The 17,408-nt window shown below is 68.0% G+C and carries 15 protein-coding genes and 1 riboswitch; of the genes, 2 read left to right on the forward strand and 13 right to left on the reverse strand.

From position 1 onward, the window contains the following. Positions 1-47: 47 nt before the first annotated feature. The 8 genes from AC07PF_RS24225 to AC07PF_RS24260 form a co-directional block, all read right to left on the reverse strand. On the reverse strand, positions 48-269 hold the full coding sequence (locus AC07PF_RS24225; RefSeq protein WP_007859014.1) for a TOBE domain-containing protein: 222 nt from the start codon (positions 267-269) through the stop codon (positions 48-50). A 67-nt stretch (positions 270-336) separates the two neighbouring features. Next, entirely contained in the window at positions 337-588 is a 252-nt protein-coding gene (locus tag AC07PF_RS24230; RefSeq protein ID WP_494613565.1) for a hypothetical protein, read from the reverse strand. 16 nt (positions 589-604) lie between these two features. Continuing rightward, positions 605-796 carry a hypothetical protein gene (locus AC07PF_RS24235; RefSeq protein WP_007859012.1) on the reverse strand — a complete coding sequence of 64 codons (192 nt, stop codon included), beginning with the start codon at positions 794-796 and terminating at the stop codon, positions 605-607. Positions 797-934: 138 nt separating this feature from the next. Further along, complete coding sequence (locus AC07PF_RS24240; RefSeq protein ID WP_007859010.1) at positions 935-1,372, reverse strand: DoxX family protein; 438 nt, start codon at positions 1,370-1,372, stop codon at positions 935-937. 199 nt (positions 1,373-1,571) lie between these two features. Continuing rightward, the gene (locus AC07PF_RS24245) at positions 1,572-2,375 is read right to left on the reverse strand and encodes a DNA/RNA non-specific endonuclease (RefSeq protein WP_007859008.1); all 804 of its coding nucleotides are present in this window, start codon (positions 2,373-2,375) and stop codon (positions 1,572-1,574) included. Between the two features lie 136 nt (positions 2,376-2,511). Continuing rightward, positions 2,512-2,982, reverse strand: a complete 471-nt coding sequence (locus tag AC07PF_RS24250) for a GNAT family N-acetyltransferase (protein WP_494613566.1) — start codon at positions 2,980-2,982, stop codon at positions 2,512-2,514. 14 nt (positions 2,983-2,996) lie between these two features. Continuing rightward, on the reverse strand, positions 2,997-4,418 hold the full coding sequence (locus AC07PF_RS24255; RefSeq protein ID WP_494613567.1) for an FAD-binding oxidoreductase: 1,422 nt from the start codon (positions 4,416-4,418) through the stop codon (positions 2,997-2,999). A gap of 103 nt (positions 4,419-4,521) precedes the next feature. Then, the gene (locus tag AC07PF_RS24260) at positions 4,522-4,956 is read right to left on the reverse strand and encodes a DUF2069 domain-containing protein (RefSeq protein ID WP_494613568.1); all 435 of its coding nucleotides are present in this window, start codon (positions 4,954-4,956) and stop codon (positions 4,522-4,524) included. A gap of 200 nt (positions 4,957-5,156) precedes the next feature. On the opposite strand from AC07PF_RS24260, the gene AC07PF_RS24265 reads away from it, so the two are divergent. Next, positions 5,157-6,422 (forward strand): YihY family inner membrane protein, encoded by a 1,266-nt coding sequence (locus tag AC07PF_RS24265; protein WP_494609995.1) that lies wholly within the window; start codon positions 5,157-5,159, stop codon positions 6,420-6,422. A gap of 786 nt (positions 6,423-7,208) precedes the next feature. On the opposite strand, the gene AC07PF_RS24270 is transcribed toward AC07PF_RS24265, so the two are convergent. The 5 genes from AC07PF_RS24270 to AC07PF_RS24290 form a co-directional block, all read right to left on the reverse strand. Then, positions 7,209-9,530, reverse strand: a complete 2,322-nt coding sequence (locus tag AC07PF_RS24270; RefSeq protein ID WP_494613569.1) for a hypothetical protein — start codon at positions 9,528-9,530, stop codon at positions 7,209-7,211. 69 nt (positions 9,531-9,599) lie between these two features. Continuing rightward, positions 9,600-10,490 carry a DMT family transporter gene (locus AC07PF_RS24275; RefSeq protein ID WP_494613570.1) on the reverse strand — a complete coding sequence of 297 codons (891 nt, stop codon included), beginning with the start codon at positions 10,488-10,490 and terminating at the stop codon, positions 9,600-9,602. Positions 10,491-10,533: 43 nt separating this feature from the next. Then, entirely contained in the window at positions 10,534-10,983 is a 450-nt protein-coding gene (gene nrdR / locus AC07PF_RS24280) for a transcriptional regulator NrdR (protein ID WP_007856647.1), read from the reverse strand. 12 nt (positions 10,984-10,995) lie between these two features. Next, the gene (glyA, locus tag AC07PF_RS24285) at positions 10,996-12,240 is read right to left on the reverse strand and encodes a serine hydroxymethyltransferase (protein WP_007856648.1); all 1,245 of its coding nucleotides are present in this window, start codon (positions 12,238-12,240) and stop codon (positions 10,996-10,998) included. A gap of 36 nt (positions 12,241-12,276) precedes the next feature. Beyond that, a riboswitch (ZMP/ZTP riboswitch) is annotated at positions 12,277-12,428 on the reverse strand. A gap of 56 nt (positions 12,429-12,484) precedes the next feature. Continuing rightward, entirely contained in the window at positions 12,485-13,339 is an 855-nt protein-coding gene (locus AC07PF_RS24290; RefSeq protein ID WP_007856649.1) for a lytic transglycosylase domain-containing protein, read from the reverse strand. Between the two features lie 1,058 nt (positions 13,340-14,397). On the opposite strand from AC07PF_RS24290, the gene AC07PF_RS24295 reads away from it, so the two are divergent. Continuing rightward, positions 14,398-17,187: a DUF349 domain-containing protein gene (locus tag AC07PF_RS24295; protein ID WP_494613571.1), complete on the forward strand. Its 2,790-nt coding sequence runs from the start codon at positions 14,398-14,400 to the stop codon at positions 17,185-17,187. The last annotated feature ends 221 nt before the right edge of the window (positions 17,188-17,408 follow it).

The following is a 17,408-nucleotide window of genomic DNA, read 5'->3' on the forward strand; positions in this document are numbered from 1 at the left end:
GTGCGGGCGCAGACTGGAACGAGGGCGTGGCGGGTGCCGCTGCCGCCTCAGAGTTTGGCGATGGAGACTTCGGTCGACTTGACCAGGGCCACCACCTCCGAGCCCACCACGAGCGCGAGTTCATCGACCGAGCGTGTGGTGATGACGGAGGTGACGATGCCGTAAGGCGTCTCGACGTCGACCTCGGAGACGACGGAGCCGCGGATGATCTCGCGGATCTTGCCGCGGAACTGGTTGCGGACGTTGATGGCCTTGATGCTGGATGACATGGGGTGTGCCTTGTGGGTCAAAGGGGTGGGGGGAGGTTGCACCAGGGCGTGCGCCGCATGAGGCCGCTCACCATGAATGCGCCAGAAGAGGGCGGGGCAAGGAGGCCGCCAGGGAGGCGCGTGCCGCCTGCGCTGCAGCCGCCACCTGGGCCTCTGTGCGCCGCAGCACCCGCGTGCGCACATGGCCGTGCGGCGCGCGGCGTGCCAGTGCCGCGGGGGAGTCTGGTACCACGCCCCAGGCCTGCGCCGTCAGGGCCAGCACGCGGCGTGCCTGCGCTGCGGGTGATGCCGGTGGAAGAAGAGCGTTGTCGCGGGCCATGGCGAGGGGTCTGGATTCAGGCGCGGGCCGCCGTGCCCGGGCTGCCTGGCTGCACCGGCTGTGCCTGGGCGGAGGTGGCGACCAGAAAGCCCGCGATCAGCGCGACCGCGCACACCACGAGCGCACTGATGGCCAGGTTGCGCAGCGCCTTCCAGAAGGCGCCGTCGGGCGGACTGAGGTCGATGTCTTCGGTGGTCACGGGCAGCATGGCGCAGGCTCCAGGTTCGTCGTCGTCGCAGGCAAGCGGTGTGGGCGCGATTGTCGGAAGCGGGTGGCCGCAATGGAACGACTTTTGCGTCAGTTGCATATAGCCAAATCAACCGAGTGCGCGCGGGGGCGTGGGTGCTCAGGCGCTCACCGGCAGCGGTGCCTGCGTGGGCACCCTGGTGCGGCGCGCATCGATGCTCCAGGGCCCCGCGCCAGCGGCCGCGATGTACAGGAACACGAAGGAGAACAGCACGGCGGCCTCGCCCTGGTTGAGCGAAGGCGCCAGCACATGTCCCTTGGTGGCATGGCCGATGAAGTAGGCGAATGCCGTGAGGCCCGAGAGCACGAAGGCCGTGGGCCGCGTGAACAGGCCCACGAGCAGCAGCACCCCGCCCACCAGCTCCAGGATGCCGGCCAGGCCGAGCAGGGAGACGATCTGCAGGTTGTCGAAGTACGCAACGTGCGGAAAGCCCAGCAGCTTGGCCGAGCCATGCTGGATGAGCAGGAAGGCCGAGATGATGCGCAGCACGGACAGCGCACGGGGCGCCAGGAGTTCGGGGTGGCGAAGCAGTGACATGGTGAAGTCCTTGCGTTGGGAGGAGAGACGAAGGGGCCGGCGCCTGGTTCCCCTGTTGGCACCGACCCGTGTCATTCTGCGCAGGCAGGCCAGCGCCTCCAACGAAGGAATGCGAGTTTGCAGATGCGGTTTTTGTTGGCCGCTATGCCGCTCCTTCCTCGCTCCTCCCTCGCCCCTCCCGGTCTGCGGACGGCGCCCGTCAGTGCGCCGCCGCCAGGGCCGGCAGAAACTCCACCCCCGTCCTCTTCACCAGCTCCTGGTAGCTGATGGGCGGGCCTGCCCGCTCGCCCGCGCGGTTGGCCTGCCAGTGCGCCCAGGCGCGCTGCGTGCTGGCGTCGTACACCAGCTTGAACAGGTAGGCCGGCACGCGCACCCGGTTGCCACCGATGGTGGGACTCTCGGCAGTGAAGACCGGGCCGGTGATCACGTACACGTCGCCCCGGGCACGCAGCACATAGCGCCGCGTGTCCTGCTCGATGCGGGCCCAGGGGCCGCCGTTCTGCTTGGGGTCCTGCGGCACCATGTTGGCCAGCGAGAAGCTCTGCGCCATGGCCGTGGGGGTGGACATGTCCGCCGCCGGTGCCATGTGCCCGCGGCTGTAGCCCGAGCGCTTGTAGTCGTCGAGCTCGGCGCGTTCGCCGCGGGGCAGGCGGGCGTCGGCAAAGAACTTGTCGGCGCGTTTTTCGTCCGCGCCCTCCAGCACCTGGCGGTTCAGGCGCTGGGCCACGTAGACCGGTGTGCGCGTCTCGCCGCTGTGCAGCACGGCAAAGGCCTCATAGCACAGCTCGCGCTGCAAGGCGCGGCGCGGCGCGGGCGGCGGCTTGCCGCCCGCGAAGAACTGCGGGCAATGCCCGAAGCCCGTGGGCTGCGTGCTGCGCAGGCCGGGGATGCTGTCGAGAAAGGTGGAGGGAGTGCGGGCGAGGGAAGGGGCGACGGCGCCAAGGACCAGCGCCAGGGCCGTGGCCCCACGCGCGGCGCGGGGCCAGGAAAAAAGCAGATTCAAAACAGGGTGTCAAAGCAGCGAAAAGGGCGCTGATTGGACCACCGTGGCGGGCCTGTTTTGGCCTTGCGGGCCGTAATGTTGAAAGGTTTTTCTGTCGCTTGCAGGGCTTACGTTTGGAGGCAGGACAGCAGGCCCGTCAAAGCTCTTTCGCGTAGACGATGAAGCCGTGGTGTTTGGCCACCTTGTCGTACAGCGCGCGACCTGCCGCATTGCCCTCCTGCGTCTGCCAGTACACGCGCGACGAGCCGGCCGAACGGGCCTGTTCGTACACGGCTTCGATCAGCAGGCGGCCGATGCCACGCCCGCGCGCGGCCTCGCGGGTGAACAGGTCACTCAGGTAGCAGACCGGTTCGATGCGCGTCATGCTGCGGTGGTACAGGTAGTGGGTCAGGCCCAGCAGGGCGCCGTTGCTGCCGTCCTCTTCGGCCACTAGGCAGTGCACCGGCTCGGAGGGATCGAGCAAGCGCTGCCAGCTGCTCGCCGTGATGTGCTCGGGCAGGGCGGTGGCGCCAAAGCGCCCGTAGAAGGCGTTGTAGCCGTTCCAGAGTGGGCGCCATGCAGCGTAGTCACTCGCCGTGACGGGGCGGACGTTCACTGGAGTCGCCATGCGAGGTGCTCCAGTCAGCGGTTGAGCACGCGCCCGGGGTTCATGATGCCCTGAGGGTCCAGCGCCTGCTTGACTGCGCGCATCATCGACAGCGCCACGGGCGACTGGTACTTTTCCAGCTTGTCGGCCTTGAGCTCGCCAATGCCGTGCTCGGCCGAGAAGGAGCCGCCGAACTCGGCCACGGCGTCGTACACCAGCTGGTGCACATGCTCTTCGTGGTCGCGCAGGAAGGCCTTGGGATCGCCTTCCACGGGCGCCTGCACGTTGTAGTGCAGGTTGCCGTCGCCCAGGTGGCCGAAGTTGACCAGGCGCACGCCCGGGATCTCGCGGCGCAGCACGGCATCGGTGTGGGCCACGAAGGCGGGGATGCGCGAGATCTGGATCGAGATGTCGTGCTTGATGTTCAGGCCCTCTTCGGCCTGCGCCAGCGGGATGTTCTCGCGGATGTGCCACAGCTGCTGGGCCTGCGTGAGGTTCTCGGCGACCACGGCGTCGGTCACGCAGCTGGCCTCAAACGCCGTCTCCAGCAGTGCCTCGAAGCGGCCGCGGGCGTGCTCTTCGGATTCGCTGTCGGAGTTTTCGAGCAGCACGCACCAGGGCGCGTTCTCGTCACCCAGGAAGGGCACGCGCAGCTGTGGCATGTGCTTGCCCACCAGGCTCAGCGCAAACTGGCCCATGACCTCGAAGCCCGTGAGGCCCGCACCCAGGTGCTTGTGCGCCAGGCCCAGCAGGGCCACGGCGTGCTCCATGGAGGGCACGGCCGCCCAGGCCGTGAGGCGTGCGGCGGGCTCGGGGTAAAGCTTGAGCGTGGCGGCGGTGATGATGCCCAGCGTGCCTTCGCTGCCGATGAACAGGTCGCGCAGGTCGTAGCCGGTGTTGTCCTTGCGCAGTCCCTTGAGGCCGTCCCAGACCTCGCCCTGGGCGGTGACGACTTCCAGGCCCAGGCACAGGTCGCGCGCATTGCCGTAGCGCACCACCTGCGTGCCGCCGGCATTGGTGCCCAGGTTGCCACCGATGGTGCAGCTGCCCTCGGCCGCGAGCGACAGGGGGAACAACACGCCCGCGTTCTGCGCCACGTCCTGTAGGTTCTGCAGGATGCAGCCGGCCTCCACCGTCATGGTGAGGTTGTCGGTGTCGACGCTGCGCACGGCGTTCATGCGCGTGAGGCTCAGCACGATCTGCGTGCCGCTGTCGTCGGGCGTGGAGCCCACCGCCAAGCCGGTGTTGCCACCCTGCGGCACGATGGCCGTGCCGGCCGCGGCGCAGGCCTTGACCACGGCAGCCACTTCCTGCGTGCTGGCGGGGCGCACCACGGCCAGGGCCTTGCCGCGCACGCGGCGGCGCCAGTCCTGCTCCCAGGCGGTCAGGTCGCCGTCGGTCAGCACATGGGCCGGGCCGACCAGGGTGCGCAGGGTGTCGAGGAGGGTGGTGGTCATGTCGTTGGCCTTTCGTCTACAGCGGTCAGGGCTGCTGCCGGGGCTGGCGCCAGGGCATTGATTGCAGCGTGATGGTGGATTGTCGGGTGGGGCTTGTACCGTGTCAGGCGGCGGGTGAGGACAGCGCCTGCTGCCCTTCCTGTGATTCTCTGGCGGCTGCCATGGCCTTGGCGTTGCGCTGGCGCAGCCGCACGTGCAGCGTGCAGGCCGTGAAAAGCACCAGGCACAGCAGCACCTCGGCCCAGGCCAGCCACTGCGAGGGCGGCTTGTCACCCCAGCCGCGCACCACGCCTTCGGTGAAGTACAGCCAGATCACCAGGCTCACCCAGCGGTAGGTGTACATGCGGTTCTTGAGCAGGCCGGCCAGCGGAATGCACAGCGGCAGCGCCTTCAGGGCGATCCACGAGCCGCCGGGGCGCACGGGGGCCAGCACCAGCTCCCAGGCCAGGCACAGCACGATCAGCGCCATCACGCTGCCGGTGGCGGCCCAGCGGGTGGCGGCGATGGCGTGGTCGGAGACGGGGAGGGGTGCGGTCATCGGTGGCAGGTCAGGTAACGAACAGTGGGCAGGGCGGTGCAGCGCAGGGAAAAGAAGGGGGCTGCGGCCGCCCATTTTCGCTGCTGGTCTGTGCCGCGCTTGGGGCCACAATGCGTGCTGGATGCGCTTTTCGCATCCCTGCGATGCAGCGTTCCCACACCACCCTGTGGTCCTCTTCCGGGCCTAGGATCATATCGGCCATGCCCTTGACCTTGCAGACTGTAGCCTTGCGCATCGAAGCGCTGATCACGCAGCTGTCGCATTTCCCCTGGAAAACGACGGCCCTGACCCTGCGCGAGCGCTTTCGCGAAGACCACCTGGGCCTGACGGCCAGCAGCCTGACCTTCACGACCACGCTGGCGCTGGTGCCCTTCTTCGTGGTGGCGCTGGCAGTGTTCACCGCGTTCCCCATCTTCGGCAAGGTGCAGGACGTGCTGCAGCGCTGGCTGGTCGACAGCCTGGTGCCCGACAGCATCTCGCGCCAGGTGCTGGGCTACCTCACCCAGTTCGCGGCCAAGGCCAGCAGCCTGGGGGTGGCGGGCTTCAGCATCCTGCTGGCCACGGCGCTGGCCCTGATCCTCACCATGGACCGCACGCTCAACGACATCTGGCGCGTGCGCCGCCTGCGCCCCCTGGGCCAGCGCGTGCTGATCTACTGGGCCGTGATCACCCTGGGCCCGCTGCTGCTGGGCGTGAGCCTGGCCGTCACCTCGTACGTCATGTCGGCATCGGGCGGGCTGGTGAAGGCGCTGCCCAGCGGCGTGCAGCTGCTGTTCGATTCGATCCAGTTCTTCGTGCTGGCCGGCTGCATGGCGGCGCTGTACCACTACGTGCCCAACACCCCCGTGAAATGGCGCCACGCCTGGGCCGGCGGCCTGTTCGTGTCGGTCTGCATCGAGCTGGCCAAGCGGGTGCTGGCGATCTACCTGAGCAATGTGCCGACCTATTCGGTGGTGTACGGCGCGTTCGCCACCCTGCCCATCCTGCTGGTCTGGATCTATGTGGCCTGGGTCATCGTGCTGCTGGGTGCGGTGGTGACCGCCTACCTGCCCAGCCTGCTGGCCGGCGTGGCCCGGCGTGGCACCGTGGCGGGCTGGAACTTCCAGCTCGCGGTGGAAGTGCTGCAGGAGCTGTACCTGGCGCGGCGCCATGCGCAAAAGGGCTTGCGTGCGAGCGAGCTGGCGCTGTTGCTGCGGCTCGACGTGCTGCAGCTCGAGCCTGTGCTCGATGCGCTGCTGTCTCTCGATTGGGTCGGGCAGATCAACGATGCCACCAGCGACCCCGATGCGGCGGATGTGGCTGAGCCGCGGTACCTGCTGCTGGTGGATCCTTTGGCTACTTCGGCCGAGCCGCTGGTGGAGAAGTTGCTGTTGGAGCGGGTGGAGAGTCTGGGGTCGTTCTGGAGCTGTGCGGGGTTGGAGAGGATGAAGGTGGCGGATTTGCTTCGGGGGGCGGTGCGGGGCTGAGCTCTGGAGTGGTTGCTGCGTGCCTCTGCTGAGTTCGGAGGCCGGGATGTGCGCCCGGCGGCGCACCTTCTTTCTTTTGCGTCGCCAAAAGAAAGAAGGCAAAGAAAAGGCGACCCCGCTGCCCGTGTCCCCCATCGCCCTGTCGGGCGCTGGGGGCAGCCTGCGATGCTCGGTCCTGGGGTGCACCGCGGAACTCGCTGCGTTGCCTCTGCGAGGCAACTCCGCTCAAACAACCGCGGTGAGTCAGTTCACGATGCGCGTGTCCTTCGGCACGCGCTCACCCCAGGCCCTGCGCTTCTCGGCACGGTCAGAAGGGGGTGGAAGCGGGCTCCATACGGGCCATTGCTTCTCTCGGCCTGTGGTCCTTCGCTACGCTCGGTTCGCCAGAGCGATCACCCAGCGCGTCGGCAGCGCGCAGCGCGTAACCGACACACGGCGTAGCTGCGACAGCAGCAGCCGTGTGGACCCCGCTCCCCCACCCCTGCTGGCTGCGCCGAGAAGCGCAGGGCCTGGGGTGGGTGCGTGTGCCGAAGGACACACGCACTTCGTTGTCTAGCTCGTCGCAGCTGTTTGAGCGGAGTTCGAAGAACGCAGCGAGTTCTGCGACGCCACCCCAGGAACGAGCATCGCAGGTTGCCCGTAGCGAAGCGAAGGGACGCAGACTGGGGGTCGCCTTTTCTTTGCCTTCTTTCTTTTGGCGACGCAAAAGAAAGAAGGTGCGCCGCCGGGCGCACATCCCGGCCTCCGCCCTCAACCCAGGCACAAGAGGCAACAGAAGTGCTGAACTCAACGCGCAGGCGAAGCCGCCGAAGCAGCCGGCGTCACATCACTGGCCCCAGCCGCCGGTGCCGCGACAGGCGGTGTCACCGTCACCTGCGGCACCCACCGATCCAGCCAATGCGCCCGCCAAGCCACAAACACCACCACAACCACTGCAACCAACACGCCCAGAGCCACCCACACAGGGCTTTGGGACTCCGCAAACGGATCATCGAGCATGCGCCGTGCATTGGCCGGCACCTTGGCCACCTGCGACAGGGAACCGCCCAACCGCGTGTTCACCCGCATGCGCCCATTGATCGCCCAGCCACTGGCATCCAGGATCGGCCCCAGGCTACGCTGACGCAGCTTGAGCCAGGCGATCAGCATGCTCGGCCCCGAGATCGCGAGCACGATGCCGATGAGGGCCAGGGGGATCCACACCCCCAGGTCCACGAACTTGCCGAAGATGCCCACCAGCACCGCGCTGATGCTGCCCAGCGCCACGCCGATGGCCGCCACCGTGCCCACGTCGGTGCGGCGCGGGGTACCGGGCACGGTCACGCTGCTGGCGTTGGTGCCCACCGTCTTGAGATCGGTGCTGGCCAGGGTGCTGGCGGCCGTGCCCAGTGACTTCTGCGCGCGCGCATCGCTGGCCGATGCACGCTTGGCCACCTGCTCCTCGACCATGCGCACGAACTTCTTGTAGGGCGAGAAGAAGGCCTGGCGGATGCTCGTGGGGTTCTCGATGATGCGGGTGATGGTCGCATCCCAGTCCTTGCCATCGCGGTCGTAGAACACGCCATTGCGGCCCACGAAGAGGAAATCCACGTCGCCCGCGGTGAAGGCCGCCACGATGCCCATCTTCTGGCCCTTGCGCGTGCAGTCGCAGTAGGCCAGGTAGGTCTTGGCCAGGCCGGCCAGCTTGGCGTGGCGCGCAGCGTCGGGCACCTGCACCACCAGGTCGCAGCTGCGCGCATCCAGGTACAGGGTGCCGGCCTGGAAGATGGCGCCCCGGCGCTGGTAGAAGGCCGAGAACGAGACAAAATTGTTGAGCAGCTCCAGCAGGTCGCGCTTGAAACGCAGCAGTTTCTCCAGCCCCAGGGCCTGCTCGTTGTGGGCCTGCTCGGCTTCGTCTTCGCCGATCAGGGCCATCACGCGCTGCTCGGCATCACCCGCGAGCAAGGCCTCGCGCACGTCTTCGTCCAGCGTGTCGAGGCGGGTGGCGGGGCGGTCGGCCAGCCATTGCTGGCAGGGGGCCAGCGATTTCTGGATCAGTTGCCATTCGTCCTGCGTGAGGCTTTCGGCGTTGCTGCGCGCCAGCAGGGACTCCACCGTGCGCTCGCGGAAGTTGCGCAGGGCCTTGGCCCAGGCCGGGTTCACGCCGTGCCGCAGGGGCAGGGTGCCCCCGGGGGTGATGGGGGCCAGGGGCAGGGTGGTGATGGCTGGCGAGGCCAGGCCCAGGTCCTGGCCCGCCATGGCGCTGTAGCCGTCGAGCGAGGGGTTCAGTGCTGTGGCGGCACGCGGATCGTAGGCGGCCAGGCGGGTGCGGGCAAAGAAGTCCTCCACCTTGGCCGCCACGGTGTTCATGGCCTCGGTGGCGGCCAGCGTGCGGTCGCCCAGGGCCAGGCCGGTGGTGGCGCCGCGCGCCTGGGCGGCCCAGGTCCTGAGCTGCCCAAGTTCTGCAAAGAACGCCTCGGCACGCTGGCGGTCGATGCCGGGCAACTGCTTGTCGGTGGCGGGCGGAATGCTGCCGTGGGTGGTGATGATGTGGGCGATGGCCTCGCGGGCCACGCTGTCGTCCTTGCCCGCGGTGTCCACGGTGATGATGCCGTCGCCGTTGAAACGCATGCCACTGAGCTGCTGGCTGCGTTCGAGCACGTCGGCCAGCGCAATCGCCGTGGCCTCGGGCCGGCCGGCCATGGCCAACAGGCGCCTGGCCTCCGCGGCCAGCGCGGCGCCTTCTTCTGTGCCGTCGTCGATGGCGCTGATCTCCAACGTGTCGCCGGGGCGTGCCAGCTCGTCCGCGCTGCGCAGCTGCGCGCAGGCCCAGGCGCAGGCCGCCAGCAGTTCGGGCGGGCGGATGCGGCCATCCTTGTCGGTGTCGATCAGGTCCAGCGTGCGCTCGTCGAACTCGATGCCGCGGGTGGGGCAGGCCAGGGCTACCCAGAGTTTCTGGTCCAGCTCGGCCAGGTGGGCGATGTCCTCGCCGCTCTGGATGATGACCTGGTCCACGCCGCCGGCGCGAAAGAACTGCCAGGCATGCTGGGGTGGCGGCTGCTCGGGCTGCAGCGGGGCACGGTGGGTGGGGAGGGCGGTGGCGACGGTCGGCTGCGGCTGCGGGTCCATGCCTTCATTGTCGGCAGCCAGCGCCCTTTGCTGCCCCGGACCCGGGCGAACAGGCCTGTAGGTGATCGCCTACGAGCGCGACACGCTGGCGCCCAGCCAGCGCAGCGGGTTAAAGCCCGTCACCAGCCCTGTGGCCACCAGCACCAGCAGGCCGCCCCAGAGCATGCCCGGGCCCAGGGCCTCGCCCAGGAACAGGTGGCCCCAGGCCACCCCGAACAGCGGGATCATGAAGGCACTGCTCATGGCCGCCACGGGCGAGACCTGGCTGAGCACGCGCAGGTTGAGCCAGTAGGCCAGGCCCGAGGTGACGATGCCCATGACGGCCACGGCGGCCAGGGCCGTGGGCGTGAACCGTGCCTCGGGCAGGCTCCACGCCGCGCCAGGCAGCAGCATGACCAGGGCCGTGCCGTGGATGCCGGCCGCAATCGCCAGCGGCGGCATGCGCGTGGTGGCGCGCTTCATCCAGGGGGTGGAGACGCCGTAGCAGGCCGATGCCGTCATGCACGCCAGGGCGGCAATGATCAGGGCGGGTGTGGGCGTGACCGGGCCCAGCTGCACGATGAGCGCCACGCCGGCAAAGCCGCAGAGGCAGCCCAGCCACTTGCGCGCACTCAGCGTGTCCTCCTTGAGCCAGGCTGCGGCGATCACGCTGAACGGCACGGCCATGGTGTTCAGCAGCGAGCTGTAGCCCGCGGGCAGGTACAGCGCCGCCCAGGAGTACAGCAGGAAGGGGATGGCCACCGTGAGCGCACCGAGACCGAGCAGCTCCCGCCAGTGGTGCCAGGGCCAGCGCTCGCCGGCCACGCGCATGATGAACATCAGCGTGAGCGTGGCCAGGCCGATGCGCAGCGCGGCCATGACATTGGGCCCGAGCACGGGGCTCGCGACACGGATGAAAAGGAAGGAGGCGCCCCACAGGGCAGACAGCAGCACCAGCTGCAAAAAATGGCGGGTCTTCACTGGTGCATTGTCATGCAGCCCGGCAAAGTCTGCAGGCTGCGTGCTACTTGCGGACTTCGTCGACCATGGCGCGGAAGTCGTCGATGTCCTCGAAGCTGCGGTACACGCTGGCAAAGCGGATGTAGGCGATCTTGTCGAGCTTCTTGAGCTCGCGCATCACCAGTTCGCCGATGCGGCTGGAGAGCACTTCGCGCTGGCCCAGGTTGAGCAGCTTTTCCTCGATGCGCTCGATGGCGCTGTCGATCTGCGTGGTGCTCACGGGGCGCTTGCGCAGCGCCAGGTTGAACGAGCCGAGCAGCTTGCCGCGCTCGTACTCGATGCGCCGGCCGTCCTTCTTGACGATGGCCGGGAAGTTCACTTCCGGCCGCTCGTAGGTGGTAAAGCGCTTGTCGCAGGCACCGCACTGGCGCCGGCGGCGGATGAAGTCCCCTTCTTCAGACACCCGGGTTTCGACGACCTGCGTTTCCTGGTGGCTGCAAAAAGGGCACTTCATGGCGGGGCCGGATCAGCCGTAGACCGGGAAGCGGGCCGTCAGCGCATTGACCTTGGCACGCACGGCGGCGATGTTGGCCTCGTCGCGCGGGTTGTCCAGCACGTCGGCGATCAGGTTGGCGGTGATGCGCGCTTCTTCTTCTTTGAAGCCGCGCGTGGTCATCGCCGGGGTGCCGATGCGCACGCCGCTGGTCACCATCGGCTTTTCAGGGTCGTTGGGGATGGCGTTCTTGTTGATGGTCATGTGGGCGGAGCCCAGCACGGCCTCGGCTTCCTTGCCGGTGATGCCCTTGGCGCGCAGGTCGACCAGCATCACGTGGCTTTGCGTGCCGCCGGAGACGATGCGCAGGCCGCGGGCGGTCAGCGTTTCGGCCACGACCTGGGCGTTCTTGATCACCTGCTCCTGGTAGGCCTTGAAGTCGGGTTGCAGTGCTTCCTTGAAGGCCACGGCCTTGGCCGCGATCACGTGCATCAGCGGGCCGCCTTGCAGGCCGGGGAAGATGGCGCTGTTGATGGCCTTCTCGTGCTCGGCCTTCATCAGGATGATGCCGCCGCGCGGGCCGCGCAGGCTCTTGTGCGTGGTGCTGGTGACCACGTCGGCATGGGGCACGGGGTTGGGGTACACGCCCGCGGCGATCAGGCCGGCGTAGTGGGCCATGTCCACCATGAAGATCGCGCCCACGTCCTTGGCCACCTTGGCAAAGCGTGCAAAGTCGATGTGCAGGCTGTAGGCCGAGGCACCGGCGATGATGAGCTTGGGCTTGGTCTCGTGCGCCTTCTTCTCCATGGCGTCGTAGTCCAGCACTTCATTGGCGTCGAGGCCGTAGGAGACCACGTTGAACCACTTGCCCGACATGTTCAGCGGCATGCCGTGCGTCAGGTGGCCGCCTTCGGCCAGGCTCATGCCCATGATGGTGTCGCCGGGCTTGAGGAAGGCCAGGAACACGGCCTCATTGGCCGAGGCACCGCAATGCGGCTGCACGTTGGCGGCATCGGCGCCGAAGATCTTCTTGACGCGGTCGATGGCCAGCTGCTCGGCCACGTCCACGTGCTCGCAGCCACCGTAGTAGCGCTTGCCGGGGTAGCCTTCGGCGTACTTGTTGGTCAGCTGGGTGCCCTGGGCCCACATCACGGCGGGGGAGGCGTAGTTCTCGCTGGCGATCAGCTCGATGTGGTGCTCTTGGCGGGCGTTCTCGGCCGTGATGGCGGCAAAGAGTTCGGGGTCGGCTTGTTCGACAAGAATATTGCGGTCGTACATGGTGTGGCAGTCCTATGAACTTGTGTCCCTTGAAACAAGGGCTGCCCAGGCGAACGGCTGAACGCGGCGGGCATGACACCCGTGCGGCACGCTCCCCAGTGGTTCACAAGAGGCAAGCCCTTGTCGGTTTCCACGTCAGCGGCAGCCCGGTTGCGGGGCTGCGCCTATCGCCAGTTGCGTACCTGCGTAGTGTATCCCAGGCAGCGCTGCCGCTCCAGCAGGGCGGCCCGCGGCCGTGCGCTCATCAGGATGGCTGCGAGAGCAGGGCCACCTTGTCGCTGCCACTGTTGGCGGGCGAGGCGGAGGCCGGCAGCTTGGCCGAGGCCGGAACCGATTGCACCGGCGCCTGCGTGGACAGGGTCGGTGGCGGGTTGGTCGGCAGGGCGCGACCGCCGGCCACCTGGCGCAGGCGGAAGTGCTCGGCCAGCACCTTGGCGGTGTAGCCGCCGTCGTCGGGCAGGTTGGCTGCGCCCACGTAGTAGCGCAGGCCGCCTTCGAGCGAGCCGGCGCGGGCGATGCATTCCTGCAGCACCTTCACGCCCACGCGCAGGTTGGTCACGGGGTCGAAGGCCGCGAAGTGGCCGCCGAAGTTCTGGTACTTCTCGGTGTGCACGGTCGTCATCACCTGCATCAGGCCCTGGGCTCCGACGGCGCTTTGCGCGAACGGATTGAAGTTCGACTCGATGGCCATGATCGCCAGGATCAGGGTCGGGTCGAGCTTGTTGCGGGCGCCGAGTTCATAGGCCTCGGCCACCAGCACGGCGAGCGGCTCGGGGGCCACGCGGTACTTCTTGCTCAGCCAGAACGCCACGGCTGCCTGTTCCTTGGGCAGGTCCTTGGGGTTGCCGGCGGTGGCGCGCTCGCTCGCTTCGGGTTCGATGGGCATGCCCAGCACGGCGACCTGGCGCGCCTGCAGCCAGTTCATGAGCCTTTCTTCTCCGGCCTGGCGCAGGTCGGGCCGGGCGGTCAATGCGATAACGACGAATGCAACGGTCAGCCCGATGAGGGCGAAGCTGCTGTGGGTGATTTCAAGAAAACCTTCGGTCACATCGGCTGCGAAAGTTCGCACGCCGGAGACGATTTTTCCTGACGCTGTCATAGCTCTTCCTTTCTGGGGCGCTTCCCTGAGGCCCTGCCACCACGGGTGGTTGGCAGGATCAGGCGTATCACCTGGATTGGTACGCCATCAATTTCAGGGCCTGCAAAAAGCAAGAAGGGCCGTGAGTTGACTTAGCCGGGTTCGGCAGCGGGTTGGGGTTTTTACTAGCCATTTTTGAGGCTGGCGGATTCTAGGAGGTCACCAAATACCTAGTCAATACTAACAACATCAATCGTTAGATTAAAATGGAATGAAAAATCTGTTAGAAAACACAGGGTTTTGCTGTTTTTCGCCCGAAGCGGGGGCCCGGCCGATCACAGGCCGGTGACGTCCATGTGTCAAATTCAATCGGCTTTTACCGCGTCATTGCAAAACCGGGTTGAGGTCGGCTGCCGACTTTGGTAAGGTTCAGTGGCCTGTTGATTTCAGGCATCGCCAGACGAAGCGAACTCTCCCGCCGATGGGCATTCAGTGCCGCGGTGCAGCAGATGCAACTTCCACGGCACCCCCTGGAGGCAATACCTTGCCTCCTCGCATGGTGGACCTTCATCTCCGCCTTGCGAAACGATGGCAAAGACCGTTGTGTCAGCCGTCAAGCCCGGGAGACTGTCCACTTCGGAAAGTCCCCCGGGCTTTCTCGTTTGTGGGCGGGCGCCTGGCTTCGTGCCGCGGTTCCAGCGCGTGCGCGCAGGCCGTCGCAGGCGCCTGCGCAGTGCCTGCCAGCGAGCCCCGATGGTCCTGCATTGAACTGCCTCAAGGCATTGAATGGGCCCTTGCCGCATATATATAGATAATGGGGGCAATTCCCAGAGTGGGCACAGGCCCCTCTGAGACACCGCAACCCTGCGAAGCAGGGTGCAGATGCCCGCGCACCGGGTGGCCCTGGACAGAGGACTCCCCAGAGGAATTCATGGCCAGGACGGCTGGTGGCCCGCCTGCACGAACCCGGTGAAAATAGCCCGTTTTCTGCCATGTACCTGCTTTGGGTCGGCGCGAGCCCCGGTGGCCTTGCGCGTCCGCCCGGATGCAGGGATGGCCGTTCGTAATCCATTGGATCCATGTTTCCATTTTTTTCCCGCAACAAAATGTCCGACGCACCTGAAGTGAATCCGGCCCCGGCCAAGACCCAAGAGGCGCATCCCCTGGATGCACTGACCGGCGGCGCCTTCTCTGCCGCCACCTCGGGCGAGCGCGCCTCCCGCATCCGCGACTGGCTGGCCACGCAGCCGGCGCAAGAGCAATTGCAGGAAGTGTTCAAGGAGCTGAGCGGCCGCGACAAGGGCGCCGCCCGTGCCGTGCGCGAACGCCTCGACGAGATCCGCCGTGCCAAGGGCCAGGAAGCCATTGCCGCCGAATGGGCCGAAAAGGCCCAGGCCCTGCTGGCTGCGCCCAAGCTCAACATCGCTGATGCCCTGGCATGGCAGCGCGACGCGGCCAAGGCCGGCGCCCCGCTGTCGCGCGAGCCGCTGTCCCTGCTCAAGGTGCAGGTCGCCGACCGGGTGAAGGTCATCGAAGACCTGCAGCACCGCGTGCAGGTGCAGCGCGAGGCCGCCGTGCTGCTTGCGCAGCGCATCGAAGTGCTCTCCACCAAGCCCTGGCGCGACGCGCATGCGGCGCTGGAGCTGCTGCGCGCCGACGTGGCCCGCTGGCAGGAGCAGGCCCAGGAGCTGACCGGTGATGCCAGCTGGGCCAGCGTGGAGGCGCGCTTCCCGCCGCTGCTCGATGCCTCGCGCACGCAGCTGCTGGTGGTGTGGGACGCCTTCCAGCCGGCCGTGGCCCAGGCCGCGGCGGCCGCGGAAGACGCCAATGCCCCCCTGCCGCCCGTGCCCGTGTGGGCTGACGAATTGCGCGTGGCCCGTGGCCTGCCCACCGAGGCGGCCGCCGCCGCAGCGGCGGCTGCGCCGGGTGCTGCGGCCAAGCCGGCCCGCGCGCCGAACAAGCCCAAGGTCGACCCCGAAGTGCGCGACAAGGCTGTGCAGGCCGTGCGCGACGCCCTGGTGGTGCTCGAGAAGGAAACCGCCGAAGGCCATGGCAAGGCCAGCGCCGGCGCTGCTGCCGCGCTGCGCGCCGTGCTCAAGAACCACGGCAAGCACATCGATGCCGCGCTGGAGCAGCAGGTGCACACCGCCCTGGTGGCTGCCGGCGAGCTCGAAGGCTGGCAGCGCTGGGGCGCCGACCAGGTGCGCGAGGACCTCGTGGCCAAGGCCGAAGGCCTGCTCAACCGCCCCGAGGGCCAGGCCCTGGGTGGCCGCAAGATGCAGGAAACCCTGCGCGCGCTGCGCGAGCAATGGAAGCAGTCCGACCAGGGCGGTGCGCCCAACCACGGCCTGTGGAAGAAATTCGACGAGGCCTGCAATGCCGCGCACAAGGTCGTGGAGGCCTGGCTCGACAAGATTCGCGCCGATGCCGCCGAGCACAAGGCCCAGCGCCTGGCGCTGATCGAAGAGGTCAAGGCCTGGACGCAGGAGCATGCCACCTCGGGCGACTGGAAGGCCATCAACCGTGCGCTGTACCAGTTTGGCGACCGCTGGCGCGAAGGCGGCCATGTGGGCGAGAAGATCTTTGCCGAGCTGCAGCCGCTGTGGAAGCAGGCCATCGCCGGCGCTGCGGCCCCGCTCGAAGCCGCCCAGAAGGACAGCCTGGCCCGCCGCCACGCAATGATCGACGAGGCCGTGGCGCTGGGTGCTGCGCCTGCGCTGCGCATCGACGCCGTCAAGGCGCTGCAGCAGCGCTGGCAGGCCGAGGCACAGACTGTGCCACTGGACCGCAAGCATGAGCAGAAGCTGTGGGACGCATTCCGCAAGCCCATCGACGAAGCCTTCAACCGCAAGTCGGCCGACCGCGAAAAGGCCGTGACCGAGCTGAGCGCGCGCGACCGCGTGGTTCTCGACGCCTCCACGGCCCTGGAAGCCGCCAACGCCACGGGCGATGCGCAGCAGATCCGCGCTGCCGTGCAGGCGCTGGAAGCCGCCTTGCGCGGCCAGGCCCAGGCCGCCGAGGCGGCTGCCTCCGCGCAGAAGAGCGAGCAAAGTGCTGCCGCGTCGGTGGCGCAGGCCGATGAGGCCGCCCCTGCAGCCGGCGATGGCGAGGCGCCCGCGGCCGAAGAGGGTGGCGAAGCGGCCGCTGCTCCTGCCGCAGCCCCGGCAGCCCCGCCCAAGCCTGTCCGCCCCGTGGTGGCCGTGCGTGGCGACGACCGCCCCGGCATGAAGAAGGATGCGCCTGCGGCCCCAGGCCGTGGTGGACGCCCTGGCGAGCGCCGCGATGGCGGCCGTGGTGATGCAGCAGGCCGTGGTGGCCCGCGCGATGGCCGTCCTGGCGATCGCGGTGCAGATCGTGGCGGTGACCGCGGTGGCCGCTTCGGTGACCGCCCAGCCTATGAAGACCGTGGCCCGCGCCTGGGTGACACGGCCTTCCGCGCCCAGCGCGACGCCATGGAGCATGCCCAGCTGGCGCTCAAGAAACTGGCGGCGCAGGCCCATGGCGAGGCGCTCACGCAACTGCTGTCGGCCTGGGAAAAGCGCGATGCGGCGCAGGTGCCGAGCACGCAGGACCTGGGTGGCCGCGTGACGCCGGCCGTGCGCACGGCCTGGACGCAGGCCCTGACGGCCGCGCCCAAGGGCGATGCCGCCGAAGCCCTGTTGCGCCTGGAGATGGCGGCCGAAGTTCCTACGCCGGCCGAGCACATCTCTGCACGCCGCCTGCTGCAACTGCAACTGCTCACGCGCCGCAATGACCCGGCACCCGACCAGACCTGGGGTCAGGATGCCGCCCGCGTGCTGGCCAGCGCCAGCGATGCGGCCACGGCCCGCCGCCTGCAGAACGTGCTGAAGAACCTGCTGCGCAAGTAGCAAGCAAGAGGGTGCGGGGCTGCGGCCCCGTGCGCTTGCATGGCGCGCCTTCGCGTGCATGCCTTCGGGCATGGCTGCGAAGGCGCGTTGTTTTTGGTGGGTGCTGCGACAGAGCGGCTGGGTGCAGGGCCCGAGCCTTGGCGGGGGAGGGGCCTCAAGTTGCGCCGCAAAACAAAAAAGCCGTTGCGAATGCAACGGCTTTTTATGTGTTTGGTGCCCAG

The organism is Acidovorax sp. GW821-FHT10A04 (genome assembly GCF_059415825.1).

What these genes read in the sequence shown, in the direction of transcription:
- glyA (WP_007856648.1), bottom strand. Translation starts at nt 12,240, where the DNA reads ATGTACGACCGCAATATTCTTGTCGAACAAGCCGACCCCGAACTCTTT.
- AC07PF_RS24235 (WP_007859012.1), bottom strand. Translation starts at nt 796, where the DNA reads ATGCTGCCCGTGACCACCGAAGACATCGACCTCAGTCCGCCCGACGGC.
- AC07PF_RS24225 (WP_007859014.1), bottom strand. Translation starts at nt 269, where the DNA reads ATGTCATCCAGCATCAAGGCCATCAACGTCCGCAACCAGTTCCGCGGC.
- AC07PF_RS24295 (WP_494613571.1), top strand. Translation starts at nt 14,398, where the DNA reads ATGTTTCCATTTTTTTCCCGCAACAAAATGTCCGACGCACCTGAAGTG.
- AC07PF_RS24265 (WP_494609995.1), top strand. Translation starts at nt 5,157, where the DNA reads ATGCCCTTGACCTTGCAGACTGTAGCCTTGCGCATCGAAGCGCTGATC.
- AC07PF_RS24270 (WP_494613569.1), bottom strand. Translation starts at nt 9,530, where the DNA reads ATGGACCCGCAGCCGCAGCCGACCGTCGCCACCGCCCTCCCCACCCAC.
- AC07PF_RS24255 (WP_494613567.1), bottom strand. Translation starts at nt 4,418, where the DNA reads ATGACCACCACCCTCCTCGACACCCTGCGCACCCTGGTCGGCCCGGCC.
- AC07PF_RS24230 (WP_494613565.1), bottom strand. Translation starts at nt 588, where the DNA reads ATGGCCCGCGACAACGCTCTTCTTCCACCGGCATCACCCGCAGCGCAG.
- nrdR (WP_007856647.1), bottom strand. Translation starts at nt 10,983, where the DNA reads ATGAAGTGCCCTTTTTGCAGCCACCAGGAAACGCAGGTCGTCGAAACC.
- AC07PF_RS24290 (WP_007856649.1), bottom strand. Translation starts at nt 13,339, where the DNA reads ATGACAGCGTCAGGAAAAATCGTCTCCGGCGTGCGAACTTTCGCAGCC.
- AC07PF_RS24240 (WP_007859010.1), bottom strand. Translation starts at nt 1,372, where the DNA reads ATGTCACTGCTTCGCCACCCCGAACTCCTGGCGCCCCGTGCGCTGTCC.
- AC07PF_RS24260 (WP_494613568.1), bottom strand. Translation starts at nt 4,956, where the DNA reads ATGACCGCACCCCTCCCCGTCTCCGACCACGCCATCGCCGCCACCCGC.
- AC07PF_RS24250 (WP_494613566.1), bottom strand. Translation starts at nt 2,982, where the DNA reads ATGGCGACTCCAGTGAACGTCCGCCCCGTCACGGCGAGTGACTACGCT.